Origin of the sequence: Proteiniborus sp. MB09-C3 (assembly GCF_030263895.1) — a bacterium.
Lineage (GTDB): Bacteria > Bacillota > Clostridia > Tissierellales > Proteiniboraceae > Proteiniborus.
The window spans coordinates 123,291-141,085 of sequence record NZ_CP127161.1 but is presented as its reverse complement, the minus strand read 5'-3'; the positions used below and the strand labels follow the sequence as shown (position 1 = coordinate 141,085).

The following is a 17,795-nucleotide window of genomic DNA, read 5'->3' as shown; positions in this document are numbered from 1 at the left end:
CCAGCTTACTCCTTTTCTATTTGTAGCCAATTGTTTAACCATTGTTTTATATTTCCATGCATTTTAAATGGTCTTTTATGACTTTTTATCATATAATATATATAATATATTTTTGCAGCAAGCAAGGGGGAATTTTTTTGGATAATAGACCAATAGGAATATTTGATTCCGGTATAGGAGGACTTACAGTGCTTAAAGAGGTAGCAGAACAGCTGCCTTATGAAGATATAGTATATTTTGGAGATACAGCTAGAATACCATATGGTACAAAATCAAGAGAGACAGTAATAAAATATGCATTCCAATGCGCAAGATTTTTATTAAGTAAAAATGTAAAGGCAATAGTAATAGCATGTAATACTGCAAGTGCATTAGCTTATGAAGAAGCAATAAAGGCATTTAGTGTTCCAATACTAGGCGTAATACAGCCTGGAGCTAAGGCTACAGTTGCTACAACAAAAAATAATAGGGTAGGTGTAATAGGCACCACAGCAACCATAAATAGCGATGCCTATCAAAGCTCCATAAGAGGGTTAAACAAATCAGCAGAAGTAATAGGAATTGCATGTCCACTATTTGTTCAAATAGTAGAGGATGGATGGGAGGACACAGATGTAGCCCTAATAACAGCAGAGAAATATCTTATGGAATTAAAAGAACACAATGTAGATACATTAGTACTAGGATGTACTCATTATCCAATATTAAGATATACACTTTCAAAGGTTATGGGAGAAAAGGTATCATTAGTAAATCCTGCCTTTGAGACAGCAAAGGAAATTAAAAACCTACTGAAGCAAAGGGATTTATTATCAGATAAAAAGGAAAAGCCTATTTACGAATATTACGTAAGCGATGACCCAGAAAAGTTCAGAAGAATTGGTGGGAATATAATGAACAAAAATATTGTGAGTATAGAGAAGGTTGATATAGAGAAACTATAGGGGGTAGAGGCCATGAAGAATGTAATGCTTAAGATAAAAGGCAAGCAGACAAATATAGAAGGTGAAGAAAATATAATTGAGCTCATTACAGAGGGAAAGCTATATAATAAAAATGACTCCTACTATTTAGTATACGATGAGACCGAAATATCAGGAATGGAAGGCTCAACTACAACATTAAAAATACAGGGACAAAAGATATCAATGAAAAGATTTGGCAATAATTCATCTAACTTAATTTTTGAAAAAGGTCAAAGACATAGAACGGAATACATGACTGCTTATGGAGATATGACATTAGAAGTGATGACAGATAAAATAAATGTAAATATATCTTCTGAAACGGGAAAAGGAAACATAGACCTCTTATATAGACTAAATTTATCAGATAATATGGAAAGCAATAATCATTTGACTATAGATATAATGTAAAAATTATCCTTGATATATTTAGTCGCTGAATGATATTATATATTTAATGGTGGAGGTGATCAAATGGATAATGAAAAATTGTTTGAATTGATGACCCAAATGTATAGCGACATGCAAAAAGGATTTAAGAATGTAGATGAAAGATTTGGCAGAGTTGAAAGCAGACTGGACGATGTTGAGGACAGATTAGGTAGGATAGAAGAAAGAGTAGAACAAAATAGTAGAGACATACTAAGAATAGAAGAAAAGGTAGAACAAAACAGTAAGGACATACTAAGGTTAGGAGAACAGGTAGAGCATAACAGTAAAGACATTATAAGGCTAGAGAATAAAATGGACGACAGCACTAAGGTATTATTTGACGGAATTACACAGCTTGGTTCTCAGTATGACAAGGTAGATAAAAGAGTTGGAAAGCTGGAAACGGGGATACTAGAAAAAGGTATTGTACTACCTAATGAATATTATATACAGATACTTAAAAAAGTAGATTAGGCTAAGGTCATTCTTTAGCCTTTATTTTCAACATTATAGCCCAAAATCAGGCACTAGGTGCCGGATTTTAGTCAGGAGGGATGCCATGATTGATTTACTCTTAGGGGAAAGCATATCAGAATTATTAGATTACGTCCAAGAAGGAATACACATCATAGATAATACAGGGAAGATAATATATTACAATAAATTTGCACAGAAAATAGACGAGATAGACAGAGAAAAAGCTGTAGGACGACACATACTCGAGATATACCCTTCTCTTTCCCATGACACAAGTACTTTGTTAAAAGTAATAAGGACAGGAAAACCAATATTTGATGTAGAGCAGACATTTGTAAATTATAAGGGAGATAAGATAACTACCATAAATTCGTCTATTCCAATTAAATCAAAAGGTCGTATAGCAGGTGCCCTTGAAATATCAAAAGATATAACAGAGGTAAGGAAGCTATCAGAAAAAATAGTAGAGCTGCAAAGCGAGCTCTATAGTACAGAACACAGCGGCAAGCAAAAAGAAAAAAGAACCGCAGGCTTTACCTTTGTAGATATTATTGGACAAAATGCAGAAATGTTAAAAATAAAATCGATTGCATTAAAGGCCGCTGAGACATCTTCGCCAGTCATTATCTATGGAGAAACAGGAACGGGAAAAGAATTATTTGTACAGTCAATTCACAACGCAAGTCCAAGAAAAAACAAGCCGTTTATTGCTCAAAACTGTGCAGCACTGCCAAGCAACCTGCTTGAAGGAATCCTATTTGGGACAGTTAAAGGCGGCTTCACAGGAGCTGAGGATAGGCCGGGATTATTCGAAGTTGCTGATGGCGGAACCCTTTTATTAGATGAAATCAACTCAATGCCTCTAGATCTTCAAGCAAAGCTTCTAAGGGCAATTCAGGACAAAACAGTAAGACGAGTAGGAGCAATAAAAACCACCAAGGTAGATGTAAGGATAATTGCAGCTATAAACATACATCCAGAAAAAGCAATAGAAGAAAAGCTATTAAGAAAGGACTTATACTATAGACTAAATGTAGTGTCTATAAATATTCCAGAGCTTAGAGATAGAACTGATGATATCCCTAGACTGGCTGATTACTTTATTCAAAAATACAATAAGCTTTTAAGAAAAAACATAAGAAAAATAGACGATGAAGCCATGGAGCTATTCATGAATTACACTTGGCCAGGAAATGTAAGAGAGCTAGAACACCTGATAGAAGGCATAGCGACCATATATGACACAGAAATCATAAAACTAGAACACCTCCCATCCCAAATACTAAGACAAGGGGATGTTTCTCTCGTCTTGTCAAGGGGGCAGGAGAGACAGGGGGACGTTTCTCTTGTCTTGCCTACAGAAGACTTTTCTTCTGTATCATCTGTAAAATATCATCCTGATATAGATAGCACAAGCTATGCTGACGAAGGGGCTATACACGAAGGCTCCTTAATTGGCAGCTTAGCAGCAAGACCTTTTGCTAATCTTCAGAATGACAAGAACGTCATGAATCCAGGAGAATTAAAAAGAACTGCACATATTGTACCGTTGAAAATGGCCTTAGAATCCATGGAAAAAGAAATGATTCATAATACTCTTGTAGCCACAGATTGGAATATTACCCACACAGCAGAGCAGCTTGATTTACCTAGACAGACATTACAATATAAAATAAAAAAATACGGATTAACAAAATAAGAAAATAACAGAAAAGTTTTCATAATCTTTAGAGAAGTGCTTAATATTGGGCGGCACTCTCTTTTTTATATCCATTTTAGACATAATACGACATAATACTCCACAAAACTACATGGAAATATGCATTAAAAAGATGGCATATTTTTTGCAATATATCTATTTGCTTAACTAGCAGGAAAACGTAATCATTATAATTAATTGTTTAACAATTTCTAGTGAGGGAATTAAAACTCCTTCGAAATTTAATCTTTGTTCACTTAAAGATAATAAACATTAAAAAAGGAGGAATTATTAATGAAAAAAGGATGTCCATACGGAACCCACAGAGTTATTGAGCCAAAAGGAGTATTGCCACAACCAGCTTTAAAAATTGACAACGACATGGATATTTATGACAACGAAATACTTATAGATGTCCAAACACTTAATGTTGACTCAGCAAGCTTTACACAAATAAAAGAACAAGCTGGCGGAGACATTGAAAAGATCAAAGAAATAATGAAAAACATAGTTGCAACAAAAGGGAAACATCAAAATCCTATAACTGGTTCAGGTGGAATGCTCATAGGAACAGTAGAAAAAATAGGCCCAGCACTAGAAGGAAAAACAGACCTTAAAGTAGGAGATAAAATAGCTACATTAGTTTCATTATCACTCACACCACTTAGAATAGATGAAATCCTTGAAGTGAGAAAAGACATAGACCAAGTAGACATTAAAGGAAAGGCAATACTATTTGAAAGCGGAATATATGCGGTTATTCCAAGTGACCTACCAGAAAATCTAGCATTATCAGTACTTGATGTAGCAGGAGCACCAGCCCAAGCAGCTAAACTAGTAAAGCCTGGAGATTATGTGGTAGTAATAGGCGGAACAGGTAAGTCAGGAATGCTTTGCCTATATGAAGCAAAGAAAAGAGTAGGTGTAACAGGAAAAGTAATATGTGTAGGAAGTACTGATAAAAGCGTAGCTAGAGCTAAATCAGCTAATCTAGCAGACGAATACATTAAAGTAGATGCAACAGATGCGGTAGCATTACATGATAAAGTAAAAGAACTGACAAATGGAAGAATGGCAGATATAACAATAAACTGCGTTAATATACCAAATACAGAAATGACAAGTATACTTGCAACAAGAGACGGAGGACTAATCTATTTCTTCAGCATGGCAACCAGCTTCACAAAGGCAGCTCTAGGAGCAGAAGGCGTAGGAAAAGATGTGACAATGATAGTAGGGAACGGATATACAAAAGGACATGCAGAGATATCATTACAAATAATGAGAGAAAGTGAAACCCTAAGAAAAATTTATACAGAACTGTATGCTTAGGGGTGATAGGGGAGAAGGAGGTTTTTCTTGTGAGATCCTACAAAGATATTGAGCTATGGAAAAACGTTTCCCAAGAGGAATGGGACGATTGGAAATGGCAGGTTAGAAATCGAATAACCACAGTAGATAAGCTAAAACAGGTGGTAAATCTTACAGAAAAAGAAGAGAAGGATATTGAAGAGACACTAAAAAAATTTAGAATGGGGATAACTCCTTATTATGCATCACTAATGGATAAGGATAATCAAGAATGCCCTATTAGAAAACAAGCAATACCTACAATATTAGAAACTCATTTAGGTGCAGCAGACATGGAAGATCCACTTCATGAGGACACGGATTCACCAGTACCAGGGCTTACTCATAGATATCCTGATAGAGTTCTTATGCTTATAACAGACCAATGCTCAATGTATTGCAGGCATTGTACAAGAAGAAGATTTGCGGGACAGCATGATTCAGCTATGGGAATGGATAGAATAGAGGCATCAATAGAATATATAAGAAATACACCACAAGTAAGAGATGTACTGCTCTCAGGGGGAGATGCACTTTTAGTATCAGACGAAAGACTTGAAACAATAATAAAGAAACTAAGGGAAATACCACATGTTGAAATCATAAGAATAGGTACACGTGTGCCAGTAGTACTGCCACAGAGAATTACAGATGATCTAGTAAGCATGCTTAAAAAGTATCATCCAATATGGCTTAATACTCACTTTAATCATCCAAAGGAAATAACAGAAGAATCAAAGAAGGCTATAACTAAACTAGCAGATGCAGGAATTCCATTAGGCAATCAATCAGTTTTACTAAGAGGAGTCAATGATTGTGTTCATATAATGAAGGAGCTAGTCCAAAATCTTGTTAAAATAAGAGTAAGACCTTATTATATTTATCAATGTGACTTATCCATGGGAATAGAACACTTCAGAACTTCTGTATCAAAGGGAATAGAGATAATTGAGGGACTTAGGGGACATACATCGGGCTATGCAGTACCAACATTTGTAGTGGATGCTCCAGGAGGAGGAGGAAAAACTCCAGTAATGCCTAATTATATAATATCAATGTCACCAAATAAAGTAGTATTGAGAAACTTTGAAGGTGTCATTACAACATATACTGAACCAGAGAGCTATACAGACCATTGCAATTGCCCAGTATGCAGAGGAGAACGGGAACGTAAACTGACAGGTGTAGCAGGCTTACTACAGGGGAATAGAATAGCCATAGAGCCTGTTCAGCTTGAAAGAAGAGAAAGAGTAAAAAATAGAGTGTAGGGACGGACATTGACCATTCAAAACAGCAGGACTGGCCAAGCTCACTCTTAATCATTGTCCTGCGGACAGAAACAGGGGTTGATTCGCAGGACACTCTTAATTATTGTCCTACGGGCAGAAATTGAGGTTTATCCACACTAATCCCTATTACCAGAAGAGGAGAGAAATAACATGTCTTTAATAAAACTACTGCACCCACAATACAAAATAGTATCCATTGTAGGCATGGCAAAGAACTCAGGTAAAACAGTTACATTGAATAAAATAATCGAGGAAGCCATAGAAAACGCAATAACCATAGGAATTACTTCAACAGGCAGGGACGGTGAGAGTCAAGATATTGTTACCAAAACAGAAAAACCTCTTATTTACGCTGAAGAAGGTACACTGATAGCAACGGCCACAGAAACCTTAGAACTAGGAGATGCAAAAATAGAGATTTTAGACATTACAGATTACAGCACTCCTTTAGGTAGGATAGCCATAGGCAAAGTGAGAGAAAGTGGATATCTTCAAATAGCAGGGCCTCAGACTAACAAAGGCATAAAAGCAGTGTCAGAGCTTATGTTAAATCTTGGAGCACAATTAGTCCTTGTAGATGGAGCCATAAACAGGGTTGCATCAGCTTCTCCCTCAGTATCAGAAGGAGTAGTATTAGCTACAGGAGCGGTTTTAAGTAGAGATATGAACAAGGTCATAGAAGAAACTATTCATACTATAGGACTTTTTCAACTACCAGAGGTAAAGGACAATAAAGCAAAATCCATAATAGAAGGACTGATTGAGGACGGAAAGGCAGCAATCATAGATAGCCAATACAATATAACCCATCTCAATATTAAAACAGCATTAAATAGTGGAGCTACAATAGCACAAAATATCACGGAGGATTCAAGGTACGTGGCTTTACCTGGCTCCTTGGTGAAAAAGACAATAGATGATATAATGAGCACCACAGATAAGTACAAGTACGTAAAATTTGTAGTGAATGATGGTACTAAGATATTCATTGAGCCTAGAGAGTGGCTGATATATAAAAGCAGAGGTTTAGATGTTCAGGTTCTTGAATCAGTAAACGTAATACTTGTAACAGTAAATCCGTATTCACCTGAGGGTTATTATTTTAACCAAGAGGAGTTTCTAGTAAAAATGAAGGAATACCTAAATGATATACTTGTCCTTGATGTAATGTATGGTGGTGAGTTAATGTGAACAATTTTATAGACAATAATACTAAAGAAATCATTGGACTAAATTATGTATTGGGGAAAATAAATACCCTAACTCCATATGGCAAGGATTTAAAAGAACATATGCAGCCATTTAAAATGGGAAAAGAAGATTTATTGATAGAGGAGCTTAATCTAATAGAAAAGCTTGTTAGTCTTATAATTGAAAACAAATTCTTCTTTAAAAATATAAAAAGCATACTGCGTAATATAAAAGACATCAGAAACTCTGCATCGAGGGCTAAGGAAGGATATACTCTAAGTGATGTAGAGTTATTTGAAATAAAAGGCTTTATATTGACCTTGGCAGAGTTGAATTTAGAACTAAATGCTAAAAAAGCTCAACTTGACAATAGCATTATAGTTGACAGAATATTAGAACTTGAAATCTTTTTAGATCCACAAAACACAAAGCTTAGAGCCTTTTATATATACGATGAATATTCAAATGAGCTAAAGCTCATTAGAGAAAAGAAAAGACAAATAGATATTAAGATAAAAATTGAAAAGAAAAAGATAAAAGAAGAGCTGGAGAAGGAATTATCTATAAAAATAAGACCAGATGGTTCTATCTTGGTATCAAAGAATAATAAGAGCACCTTAGAAAAAGTTAAAAGTAATCCCAATCTTATATACAGCTCAGAAACATATATGGATATTAAATTCATGCTAAAGCCAACTCAAGTTTTAGACGAATTAGAAAATGAGCTTTCTGTTATAAAAGAAAGAGAAGAGGAAGAAGAGCAGAAGATAAGGCAATATCTATCAGGTAAGATAGGAAGCCATTACGATGATATAACTAAAAATATTCAGATAATAGGAAAGCTGGATTTAATATTGGCAAAGGCATATATGGCCATAGATACAGATAGTGTAAAACCTATATTATCCATGGAGAATACAGTAAATATAGTTGATGGAAGACATCTTAAAGTCGAGGCTATTCTAGAATCCAGATCTCAAGCATTTACTCCCATAAGCATAATGCTTAAGAAAGGTGTTTCCTGTATTACAGGTGCAAATATGGGAGGAAAGACAGTTTCATTAAAGCTGGTAGGACTATTGTGCGCCATGGTACAGTACGGACTTTTCGTGCCATGTACCAGTATGGAAACAGGACTTCATGGGTTTATATATGGCTCTATAGGGGATATGCAATCTACAGATAAGGGCCTCAGCACCTTTGGTTCAGAAATCAGCAGCATAAAAGAAGGACTAAAAAGAGCAGATGAAAATGGGCTTATATTAATAGATGAACTAGCGAGAGGGACAAATCCCGACGAAGGCTATGCCATATCAAAGGCAATAGTGAATTTCTTAAAGAACAAAAAAAGCATAACCCTCATAACCACTCACTACGACAATATAGCTAATACAGATGACGTACTTCATTATCAGGTTATAGGGCTTTCAGAGATTGACTATGAAAAATTAAAAGAAAATATATATTTAAATAAAAACAACATGAGCATAGTAAGTAAATACATGAACTACAGACTGAAAAAGGTCACAAAAGACACCAAAGTACCAAGAGATGCCATAAACATAGCCAGACTAATGGGGCTGGACGAAAGCATAATAGAATGTGCAGAAAAAATTCTCGCGTCATACTGAGACGGACTGGATAAGCATTATTTACGAAAGGTCTGGTATGAATTGAGAATTATAAAAACAATTAAGAGTTAACAAGGCATCTTTACTCTGTCATGCTGAGCGTAAGCGAAGTATCTCTTTATAATAGGACGCTTCACGATTTCAGGATGACACATAGAATCGCAAAGGAGGTAAAACACATTGAACAGCAAGCTTAAACTTGATTCTAAAACAATACAAAGCGCCAGAAATGCAGCAGCAAACATAGCAGAGGATGTACAAGGCTTCATAGATAGACATACCACAGTAACAGTAGAAAGAACCATAGCGAGACTTCTTGGGATAGATGGAGTAGATGAAATAGACAGACCCCTTCCAAACGTAGTAGTAGATAATATAAAAGAAGGCAATGGCTTAGGAGAAGGAGTAGCATATTGGTTAGGAAATGCCATGCTCCAAACTGGAGACACCCTACAGAATATTGCAGAAAAAGTAAGCAGAGGAGATTTAAACCTTACCAAGCTTCCCATAGCTAACGAAAGTGAAATAAAAGAAAAAATAAATGAAATAGCAGAAAAAACAGTAAATAGAATAAGAGATAATAAAAAGAAAAGAGAAGATTACTTAGAGAGACTTGGTGAAGGGCCTAGGCCATATATTTATGTAATAGTAGCGACAGGAAATATATACGAAGACGTAGTTCAAGCTCAAGCAGCAGCAAGACAAGGAGCAGACATTATAGCAGTTATCAGAACAACAGCTCAGAGCTTACTGGATTATGTACCATACGGTGCTACAACAGAAGGCTTTGGGGGAACATATGCCACTCAAGAAAACTTCAAAATAATGAGAAAAGCGCTAGATGAAGTAGGAGAAGAAGTAGGCAGATACATTAGACTCTGCAACTACTGCTCTGGATTATGCATGCCAGAAATAGCAGCCATGGGAGCACTTGAAAGACTTGATGTGATGCTAAACGATGCATTGTACGGCATATTGTTTAGAGATATAAATATGCAGAGAACTCTAGTAGATCAATATTTCTCAAGGGTAATAAATGGATTTGCAGGAGTCATCATAAATACAGGAGAAGACAATTACCTAACTACAGCAGATGCAGTAGAAGAAGCTCATACAGTACTTGCATCCCAGCTTATGAACGAGCAATTTGCCAAAAAAGCAGGTATTCCAGAAGAACAAATGGGACTTGGACACGCATTTGAAATGGCACCAGACATAGAGAATGGATTCTTGCTAGAGCTGGCACAAGCACAGATGGCTAGAGAAATATTCCCTAAAGCACCACTAAAATATATGCCGCCTACAAAATTCATGACAGGAAACATATTTAAGGGACATCTACAAAATGCAATGTTTAACCTAGTATCAATATGGACGAATCAAGGCATACAATTATTAGGAATGCTTACAGAGGCTATCCATACTCCTCATCTTCAAGATAGAGCACTAGCAATAGAAAATGCAAAATATATATTCAACAATGCAAGGGACATAGGAGAGGAAGTAACCTTTAAAGAAGGCGGCATTATCCAGACAAGAGCACAGGAAGTCCTTAAAAATGCAGAGGAACTGTTACTAGAAATAGAAAAAGAAGGACTATTCTCAACAATAGAAAAAGGTAAATTTGCATCCATAAAAAGAGCTAGAAATGGTGGCAAGGGCTTAGAGGGAGTAGTACAAAAAGGAGAAAAACATTTCAACCCATTCATTGATATGATGCTGAATAAAATGGAGGATTGAAAGTTGAGAATTGAGAATTATTAAAACAATTAATGATTGTTCCCAGATTGGAGGAAAAGCCAATGGATAATATTCAAAAAGTAGATTTGACAAAAGTAAAGCCCTACGGAGACACACTAAATGACGGGATGGTTCAGCTTTCTTTCACTCTTCCAGTTCCATATGGAGATGAAGCCAAAGAAGCAGCCAGAATATTAGTCAGACAAATGGGCTTCGAAGAACCAAATGTAGTTCATGCATCGGATTTAGGCATAGGATACACACATTTTGTAGTGTATGGAAAATGTCAGCATACAGTAGACTTTACAAAAATAGAAGTGCCAAAAGTAGAAGTAGATTCTATGACTATGGAAGAAGTTGAAGAATATATAAAACAGAATGTAAAAAAGGAAATAACAATAGTAGGAGCATGTACAGGAACAGATGCCCATACTGTAGGCATAGATGCCATCATGAACATGAAAGGGTACGCAGGGCATTATGGCCTTGAAAGGTATAAAGGTATAAATGCAATAAACATGGGAAGTCAGGTTCCAAATGAAGAACTAGTAGCAAGGGCTATAGAAGAAAATGCAGATGCGATACTAGTATCCCAAGTAGTTACCCAGAAAAATGTTCATATTCCAAATCTAACGCAATTAGTAGAACTACTTGAAGCGGAGGGGATTAGAGATAAAATAATCCTATGCTGTGGTGGACCAAGAATAACTCACGAGCTAGCAAAAGAGCTAGGCTACGATGCAGGCTTTGGATCAGGCTCATATGCAGACGACGTAGCCACATTTATAGTGACAGAAATAGTTAATAGAAATCTTGTGTAACATAAATAACTCAAGGGTTGAATAAAAAAGAAAAAGTTTTATTCAACCCTTATTTTGTATCCTTTGGGCAACCATTTTATAAATATTTTCATTATGTCTAGGCCCTATACCCCATATTTCTGCAATCTTTGCAGTAATTATTATTTCTTCGACTTCTATCTTCTTCTCGCATTTCTTATAGACTATTCGATATCTGGCATTATCAAAATAAATCTTATAATATCCTGTTAAATCTCTTCCGTTTTTATTTTCTAGGGCTTGTCCTAGATGTAGGTTATTTTCTAGCTTGTCTAGCATGTCTAGGCATTTTTCTTGTAATTTCATTGGAAGCCTTTTAAGATCTTGTAATGCTGCTTCTGTAAAATATACTTTACACTTCATTGGTTGTCCCCTTTCTTTTAACTAAGTGAACAGTTTCTTGCTCTGTTTATAAATTTATCATAATTTAATTATATAATTGTCATTTGAAATTGGCAACCAATTATAACCTTACCTAGAAAAAAGTTGAATTAGTTTTCTAATAATTGTTTGAATAATAATATGAAATTTGGTATTATAATATTAGTGAAGTTATTTCTATGAGAAATGAGGGATTAATATGAGAGTTACAACTGAAGAAATTATTTCTAGTACTGATATAACAAAAAAATACAAATTTTGCAGGGATAAAACAAAACAATTGGGCAAAACTGTAATATTTAAAAACAATGTACCAGATATGGTCTTAATGGATATTAGTGTATATGAAGAAATACAGAAAATATTAGATGATATAGAGCACACCGAAATTTATAATATGATTAAGGAAAGAAAAGCAAATGATAGTGGAAAAAGATACTCATTGTCCGAGGTTAAAAACTCATTAAAAAATCGCGATTAGTAAAATTTTAATATAAAACTGCTGTTTATGTCAAACAGCAGTTTTATGCTTATTGTACAATATTCAAGTAGTAAGATTACAGCCTACTAGCCGCTTCCTTATCAGCAATTATAACCACATCAGGATGGAGCTGAAGAATTGATGCTGGCACTCTTGGAGTAATAGGGCCTTTCACAGTATCATAAATAGCTTCTGCTTTTCCAGTACCACTTGCAAAAAGCAGTATTTTCTTAGCTCTCATTATAGAGCCTATCCCCATACTAATGGCCTTTGTAGGCACCTCATCAACAGAATCAAAAAATCTAGAGTTAGCTTCAATAGTATCATCATCTAGCTGAACAAGGTGAGTATCAGACTGGAAATGATCAGCAGGCTCATTGAAGCCTATATGCCCATTTCTGCCTATACCAAGTAATTGCAGGTCTATGCCGCCTGCTTCCTTCATTTTCTTCTCATATTCAGCACATTCTCTCTCAATATTGTCAGTCATTCCATTTGGAATATTTATTCTATCATCATCAATATTGATATGATTAAAAAGATTTGCCTTCATGAAATAATCATAGCTTTGCGGATTATCCTTTGACAGCTCAAAATATTCATCTAGATTAAATGATGTCACTTCAGAAAAATCAATAACTCCATTTTTATAAAGGTTAATTAGTTCCTTATATGTATTTATCGGAGTACTGCCAGTAGCAAAGCCTAAAATACTATTAGGCTTTAAAACAATTTGACTTGCAATAATGTGAGCAGCCTTTTTACTCATTTCCTCATAATCATTAACAATCATTATTCTCATCCTTCATTCCTCCCGAACAATAAAACCTGTGTATTTTCTTATAAACCTTCATTTAATTATAGTTTTATTTGTATTTTCTGTCAAATGTTAATGCTATACAAATCTGGTGTCTGATTAAGTAATTATTATCCATCTAAAGCTGGCAGTATGGCCTTACTTACCAAATTTCTTACTAACCTAATTTCATCCTCGGGATATTAGTTAGAATTGCCTTTATGGGAAGGTTCAGAATGACAGACTGCTTCAATAGCTAAATCATTAGCAGCCTTCATACCAGTCTGCAAAGCACCATTCATCCATCCATGAGTAACAGAAACATGCTCTCCAGCAAAAAAAACCTTGTTATTGTACTCAGGTACTCCCATAGCGTATAAAAATAATCTTCTTTGCTCAGGCAGAAAATAGCAGAAGGCTCCTAATGACCAAGACTCATCATGCCAATTTAGATACTTCCAATCTATTACTACTCTATCTAAATACCCATATGGAAGACCATGAACCCTTTCAACCTGATTTTTTAATTCTTCAAGCTTTAAGAATCTAGGCAGATTACCAAACCTTATGGCATCAAGCTCAAGGTTATATGATGCAATGAACACACCAGGCTGAGCAGTACTTTTTCCATCTGATGGATACCATAGAGTTGATATAGGTAAATCAGTAAAAGAGCCTCCGCCCATTATCCCTTGCTCTTGCCAAAATCTTTTATTACAAAATAAAAGAGTCTTTTGAGCCAATGTATAGTTAACTTCCATAATTGCTTCCATCTTTCTATTGCTGAAAAGTGGATTTATGTCTACATTTCTTAAAGTAGAGAAAGGTATGGCGCATACTACATAGTCAAAGTCTTCTTTTTTTGCTCCAAGATTTTTTTTGTTGTTATGGATTATGCCAACCTTGTTCCTTTGCTCAAGTCTGCAAATTCCTTCTACCCAAGTGCCCATTCTAATGTCTATTTTACCTAAATCCTTGGCTTCTATACCAGTATATTCTTTAGGATTAGGACTAGTTAAAGATTTATATAGGGCCAAAGGAAGTAAGGAGTTTCCTCCAACAATTTCATACATAATACTAGAGGATAAGCTGCTATTTTCCATGGCTGTTTCAATATAGCTATAATATAAAAGGAGACGAGTAAAAGGAGATACACTGTTAAGCATATTTATAGCTCCACTGCTCAAACCTAGTTTTTCCATAACCTGCCTATGATTAAAGTAATCCCAATAATTAATTACACTATTAGTTATTTTCCTAATATGCAGTAGTTCTATACGTAGTTCAGGAGACATTTCAAGCAATGGGGTGTCCATAGCATAGCCTAGAAGCTCGGTCCAAGAAAGCTGTCTCTCCCAGTTTTTCATTCTAAACTTAGGATATATTTCACGCTTTACATTTTCACCCTCAGGATCATTTCTAACACGGGTATTTTTAACGTAGATAAAAGCATTTGGATTTACCTGAACAAAAGGACGGGTGTTTAAGCCTAAAAGGTTAATGTAATGCCAAGTAGTTTCATGAGATACAGGAATTCTCATAGCTCCCAGCTCTCCATAGTTTTCACTATTAAAATAATAAGTATATATCCTTCCGCCAACGCGGTTTTCTCTAGCCTCAAATATGGTTATATCAAAGCCTAGCTTTCTTAGCTGAAAGGCAGCAGATAGTCCAGCTGCACCTGCACCAATTATGGCTACCTTTTTATTTTTAAAGGTACCTGGCTTAGCAATAGACGTTATGTCAGCAGGAGGACTTAGAGCATTTACTATACCAGGAAGCTCCCTAGGATCTCTTCTTGAGTTTATAAGCAATTCTTCCATAATACTATATCTTTCAAGATTGGTAGGATTGTTAACATTATCTTTATGCAAAAACATCAACTCCTTCATGTAAAAACATTAATGTAGGAAAGTCAGACTGCGTTAAAACTGTCATCCTGAGCTTCATTTTTTGTCATACTGAGCGAAGCGAAGGATTTCTTGATTCTTCATATACAATTAGAATGATAAAAATATACGTAATACAGATTTTTATGCAGTGTGACATATCGCCTACACTAAATTATATTAGGCACAAACCACATTAATGCTCACATAAACCGCAGTTTCGAAATACAAATTTGTTTACTCCTTCGGCCGTGCAAATTTGGTTTTCTAGGTCATAAAAAAAGTGAGTCGATTACTTTCGACTCACTCCATTTAGCTTAACTATAAGACTTTTATCAATATATACCACCACATCTCCCCTGATAGCAGGAGCAGAAGGGTCAATACCATTCGCTATATCAATACCTAACTCTTTAGCCTTGTCCACATAGTTTTGAGGCCATTTCTTATTTGGATCTACAGTATTTGTATATCCAAGAAGTCTAACTAAAATAGTCAATATTTCTCCATGTGTAATATTAGCACTTGGAGCAAAGGTACCGTCACCACGGCCTACTATAAGACCCTGATTTACAGCCACATTGATATATCCAACTGACCATCGGTCTTTTTTGACATCCTTAAATATGGAATCCTTCTTAAGCTTTTCTGCTTCACTTTCCTTGTTAAGCAGCTTAACAGCTAAAGTAGCAAATTGTTCCCTAGTTATGTTTTCCTCAAGTCTTAAGGAGCCATCCTCAAAGCCAGTTAGTATTCCCATAGCTATTAGCTTCTCGGCAGACTCTTGTCTTTGCTTATCTATGTCAGTAGCAAAAGCCATAGAGCTAAACATAATCACAAATACTAGTAAAAAGCTTGTAGCCTTTTTAAACACATCAACACCTCCTTATATTTATGCACAGGGATAGCACTATTTTATATACATTATATCAAAGAAAACAGAATATTTTCATTTCGTTTGTGTTACAAATTGGGCATCTAGTATTGCAGGAAAAAAGGGAAATTTGTTGAATAATAAATAGAATGATGTAAAGGTCTGTCATACTGAGCATTAACAAGTATATTCTTATATGTATTGTAATCATATTGTAATTTACAAAATAGCCCTTTATGTCGATAATATTATGAGGCACTAGTCAAATAAGAAAGGAAGAGAACCCTATGAAAGAAATCACAAAAAAATTCATGATATCATTTATAGCAGCACTACTATTTGTCTCATTACTGGGTGTACCACAAATATCATTGGCAGAAGACAATACTGAAAATCCCCAGCCTATAGTTGTGCCAGCAAACAGAAAGCCATATATAGACAGCGTACACCTTAGAGCAAGAGGAAGATATCTATGGCTTCTAAGAGAAAATCGAGGCAACTGGGATGTTGAATATTCTAAGGATTTTAACATGCTGTTAATTACCTTTAATCATCATAAAGACGACAAAAACAATATCAAATTAAGTGAAGAAGTTCTAAGAGGAATTACACTATATGCAAAAGGAGCAACAGAAAATCTTATTGACTTTGAAAACACCAGTACAGCTCTTAGCAGAGGTGATGGCAAATCTACGATAACCATACAAACAAAAGGTTTAAGCCCAAATACAGAATACTATATAAATATAGGAGAGGGATTAGTATCTTTAACAGTAGCCGATCCAAATGATTCAAGTAAAACAGCGACAGCATATACACCACCAGTTAATATAGAGTTTACAACTAGAACATTTCCGCAAGTAGATTCAATTATAGTTGGAAGCGTAACAGAAAACTACAATGAAAAAGAACCAATAATCATAAAAGGAGATTTTTTTGTAAATACGTCATATGACTATGTAACAGTATATTTTAACTCGACAGAAGCGCATGATGTAGATATACTTTCAGATAAATATTTAGAAGAAACATATTTAAGAGTTTATCTTCCAAGAGGGAAGAACCGGCTAATACCGGGTACATATGATATTGTAGTATCTAACGGATACGACCATGAAACAGTATTACTATCAGCCTTTAGCGTAGTTGAAGAAGGCCATCATTTACCAAATGAAACAGAAAGACTAAACAGTACTACAAGAATAGGCGATGTAATAGAATCAGTAAATACCAGTGATACTACATTAATGCTATCTTCAAGGTATTCAAATACTACAATACTTCAAGTGGATTTAGATGATATTCTAGGACAAGATACACTGATTAGAAGAATAAAATACGAAGCTCACAGAGGGGACAATATAAGCTGGCTAGTTACCAGATCCAAATGGGCAGATATAAGCTTTACTCATGTAAGAGCTTCAACGATCAATAGAAAAGATGATGTAGAAATAATAACAGGGCGGGTAGATCCATATACAGCACAAGTCCTGAAAGAAAAGCTTAAAGGCTTTGAAATAAAATCAGATTTCATAAATGCATCAGGCAGCGGTTATTACGTAAGCGATATTACCCTATCAATTCCTTACAGAGAAAGTGATGGGAAACATCTAAAGGCACTAAGATATGACGAAACCACTAGAAGATGGGAAGACGAATTCTTTTATATAGATGAAGTAGAAAAGAAGGTAATTATAACAACCAACAACAAAGGAATATTTGTGATAATAGAAACTCAGGACTAGATAAAGTGAGGTGGAT

Annotated in this window: 16 protein-coding genes; 12 read left to right on the top strand and 4 right to left on the bottom strand. The window is 35.2% G+C overall.

The annotated features are described in order from the left end of the window. Positions 1 to 137: 137 nt before the first annotated feature. The 10 genes from murI to kamE all read left to right on the top strand — a co-directional run bounded on the left by murI (position 138) and on the right by kamE (position 11,595). Positions 138 to 944, top strand: coding sequence for a glutamate racemase (murI, locus tag QO263_RS00660; RefSeq protein ID WP_285625223.1), 807 nt, complete (start codon positions 138 to 140; stop codon positions 942 to 944). 12 nt (positions 945 to 956) lie between these two features. Next, a complete protein-coding gene (locus QO263_RS00655; RefSeq protein ID WP_285625221.1) occupies positions 957 to 1,376 on the top strand; it encodes a YwiB family protein in 420 nt (139 codons plus the stop codon). A 63-nt stretch (positions 1,377 to 1,439) separates the two neighbouring features. After that, positions 1,440 to 1,871, top strand: coding sequence for a hypothetical protein (locus QO263_RS00650; protein ID WP_285625218.1), 432 nt, complete (start codon positions 1,440 to 1,442; stop codon positions 1,869 to 1,871). Positions 1,872 to 1,956: 85 nt separating this feature from the next. Further along, complete coding sequence (locus QO263_RS00645) at positions 1,957 to 3,573, top strand: sigma-54 interaction domain-containing protein (RefSeq protein ID WP_285625216.1); 1,617 nt, start codon at positions 1,957 to 1,959, stop codon at positions 3,571 to 3,573. 294 nt (positions 3,574 to 3,867) lie between these two features. Continuing rightward, a complete protein-coding gene (gene kdd / locus QO263_RS00640; protein WP_285625213.1) occupies positions 3,868 to 4,905 on the top strand; it encodes an L-erythro-3,5-diaminohexanoate dehydrogenase in 1,038 nt (345 codons plus the stop codon). A 29-nt stretch (positions 4,906 to 4,934) separates the two neighbouring features. Beyond that, positions 4,935 to 6,191 (top strand): lysine 2,3-aminomutase, encoded by a 1,257-nt coding sequence (gene kamA, locus QO263_RS00635; RefSeq protein WP_285625210.1) that lies wholly within the window; start codon positions 4,935 to 4,937, stop codon positions 6,189 to 6,191. Between the two features lie 171 nt (positions 6,192 to 6,362). Next, positions 6,363 to 7,403, top strand: coding sequence for a lysine 5,6-aminomutase reactivase subunit KamB (gene kamB, locus QO263_RS00630; RefSeq protein ID WP_285625208.1), 1,041 nt, complete (start codon positions 6,363 to 6,365; stop codon positions 7,401 to 7,403). After that, complete coding sequence (gene kamC / locus QO263_RS00625; RefSeq protein ID WP_285625206.1) at positions 7,400 to 9,034, top strand: lysine 5,6-aminomutase reactivase ATPase KamC; 1,635 nt, start codon at positions 7,400 to 7,402, stop codon at positions 9,032 to 9,034. Before kamB ends, kamC begins: the two co-directional genes overlap by 4 nt. A 180-nt stretch (positions 9,035 to 9,214) precedes the next feature. Further along, on the top strand, positions 9,215 to 10,774 hold the full coding sequence (gene kamD, locus QO263_RS00620; protein WP_285625203.1) for a lysine 5,6-aminomutase subunit alpha: 1,560 nt from the start codon (positions 9,215 to 9,217) through the stop codon (positions 10,772 to 10,774). Positions 10,775 to 10,836: 62 nt separating this feature from the next. Continuing rightward, positions 10,837 to 11,595, top strand: a complete 759-nt coding sequence (gene kamE / locus QO263_RS00615; RefSeq protein ID WP_285625201.1) for a lysine 5,6-aminomutase subunit beta — start codon at positions 10,837 to 10,839, stop codon at positions 11,593 to 11,595. A gap of 42 nt (positions 11,596 to 11,637) precedes the next feature. Here the strand turns inward: kamE and QO263_RS00610 are convergent, their stop codons facing one another. Continuing rightward, positions 11,638 to 11,976 (bottom strand): type II toxin-antitoxin system RelE family toxin, encoded by a 339-nt coding sequence (locus QO263_RS00610; RefSeq protein ID WP_285625198.1) that lies wholly within the window; start codon positions 11,974 to 11,976, stop codon positions 11,638 to 11,640. A gap of 217 nt (positions 11,977 to 12,193) precedes the next feature. Here QO263_RS00610 and QO263_RS00605 point away from each other — a divergent pair, with 217 nt between their 5' ends. Beyond that, complete coding sequence (locus QO263_RS00605) at positions 12,194 to 12,475, top strand: hypothetical protein (protein ID WP_285625196.1); 282 nt, start codon at positions 12,194 to 12,196, stop codon at positions 12,473 to 12,475. 76 nt (positions 12,476 to 12,551) lie between these two features. On the opposite strand, the gene nagB is transcribed toward QO263_RS00605, so the two are convergent. From nagB to QO263_RS00590, 3 genes are all read right to left on the bottom strand, one after another. After that, positions 12,552 to 13,277 (bottom strand): glucosamine-6-phosphate deaminase, encoded by a 726-nt coding sequence (gene nagB, locus QO263_RS00600; RefSeq protein ID WP_285625193.1) that lies wholly within the window; start codon positions 13,275 to 13,277, stop codon positions 12,552 to 12,554. A gap of 197 nt (positions 13,278 to 13,474) precedes the next feature. Next, the gene (locus QO263_RS00595) at positions 13,475 to 15,151 is read right to left on the bottom strand and encodes a flavin monoamine oxidase family protein (RefSeq protein WP_285625191.1); all 1,677 of its coding nucleotides are present in this window, start codon (positions 15,149 to 15,151) and stop codon (positions 13,475 to 13,477) included. Positions 15,152 to 15,452: 301 nt separating this feature from the next. Beyond that, positions 15,453 to 16,034 (bottom strand): S-layer homology domain-containing protein, encoded by a 582-nt coding sequence (locus QO263_RS00590; protein WP_285625188.1) that lies wholly within the window; start codon positions 16,032 to 16,034, stop codon positions 15,453 to 15,455. A 287-nt stretch (positions 16,035 to 16,321) separates the two neighbouring features. On the opposite strand from QO263_RS00590, the gene QO263_RS00585 reads away from it, so the two are divergent. Beyond that, entirely contained in the window at positions 16,322 to 17,779 is a 1,458-nt protein-coding gene (locus tag QO263_RS00585) for a hypothetical protein (RefSeq protein WP_285625186.1), read from the top strand. Positions 17,780 to 17,795: the final 16 nt, after the last annotated feature.

What these genes read in the sequence shown, in the direction of transcription:
- nagB (WP_285625193.1), bottom strand. Translation starts at nt 13,277, where the DNA reads ATGAGAATAATGATTGTTAATGATTATGAGGAAATGAGTAAAAAGGCT.
- QO263_RS00645 (WP_285625216.1), top strand. Translation starts at nt 1,957, where the DNA reads ATGATTGATTTACTCTTAGGGGAAAGCATATCAGAATTATTAGATTAC.
- QO263_RS00650 (WP_285625218.1), top strand. Translation starts at nt 1,440, where the DNA reads ATGGATAATGAAAAATTGTTTGAATTGATGACCCAAATGTATAGCGAC.
- QO263_RS00610 (WP_285625198.1), bottom strand. Translation starts at nt 11,976, where the DNA reads ATGAAGTGTAAAGTATATTTTACAGAAGCAGCATTACAAGATCTTAAA.
- QO263_RS00595 (WP_285625191.1), bottom strand. Translation starts at nt 15,151, where the DNA reads ATGTTTTTGCATAAAGATAATGTTAACAATCCTACCAATCTTGAAAGA.
- kamB (WP_285625208.1), top strand. Translation starts at nt 6,363, where the DNA reads ATGTCTTTAATAAAACTACTGCACCCACAATACAAAATAGTATCCATT.
- QO263_RS00585 (WP_285625186.1), top strand. Translation starts at nt 16,322, where the DNA reads ATGAAAGAAATCACAAAAAAATTCATGATATCATTTATAGCAGCACTA.
- QO263_RS00655 (WP_285625221.1), top strand. Translation starts at nt 957, where the DNA reads ATGAAGAATGTAATGCTTAAGATAAAAGGCAAGCAGACAAATATAGAA.
- QO263_RS00605 (WP_285625196.1), top strand. Translation starts at nt 12,194, where the DNA reads ATGAGAGTTACAACTGAAGAAATTATTTCTAGTACTGATATAACAAAA.
- kdd (WP_285625213.1), top strand. Translation starts at nt 3,868, where the DNA reads ATGAAAAAAGGATGTCCATACGGAACCCACAGAGTTATTGAGCCAAAA.
- kamE (WP_285625201.1), top strand. Translation starts at nt 10,837, where the DNA reads ATGGATAATATTCAAAAAGTAGATTTGACAAAAGTAAAGCCCTACGGA.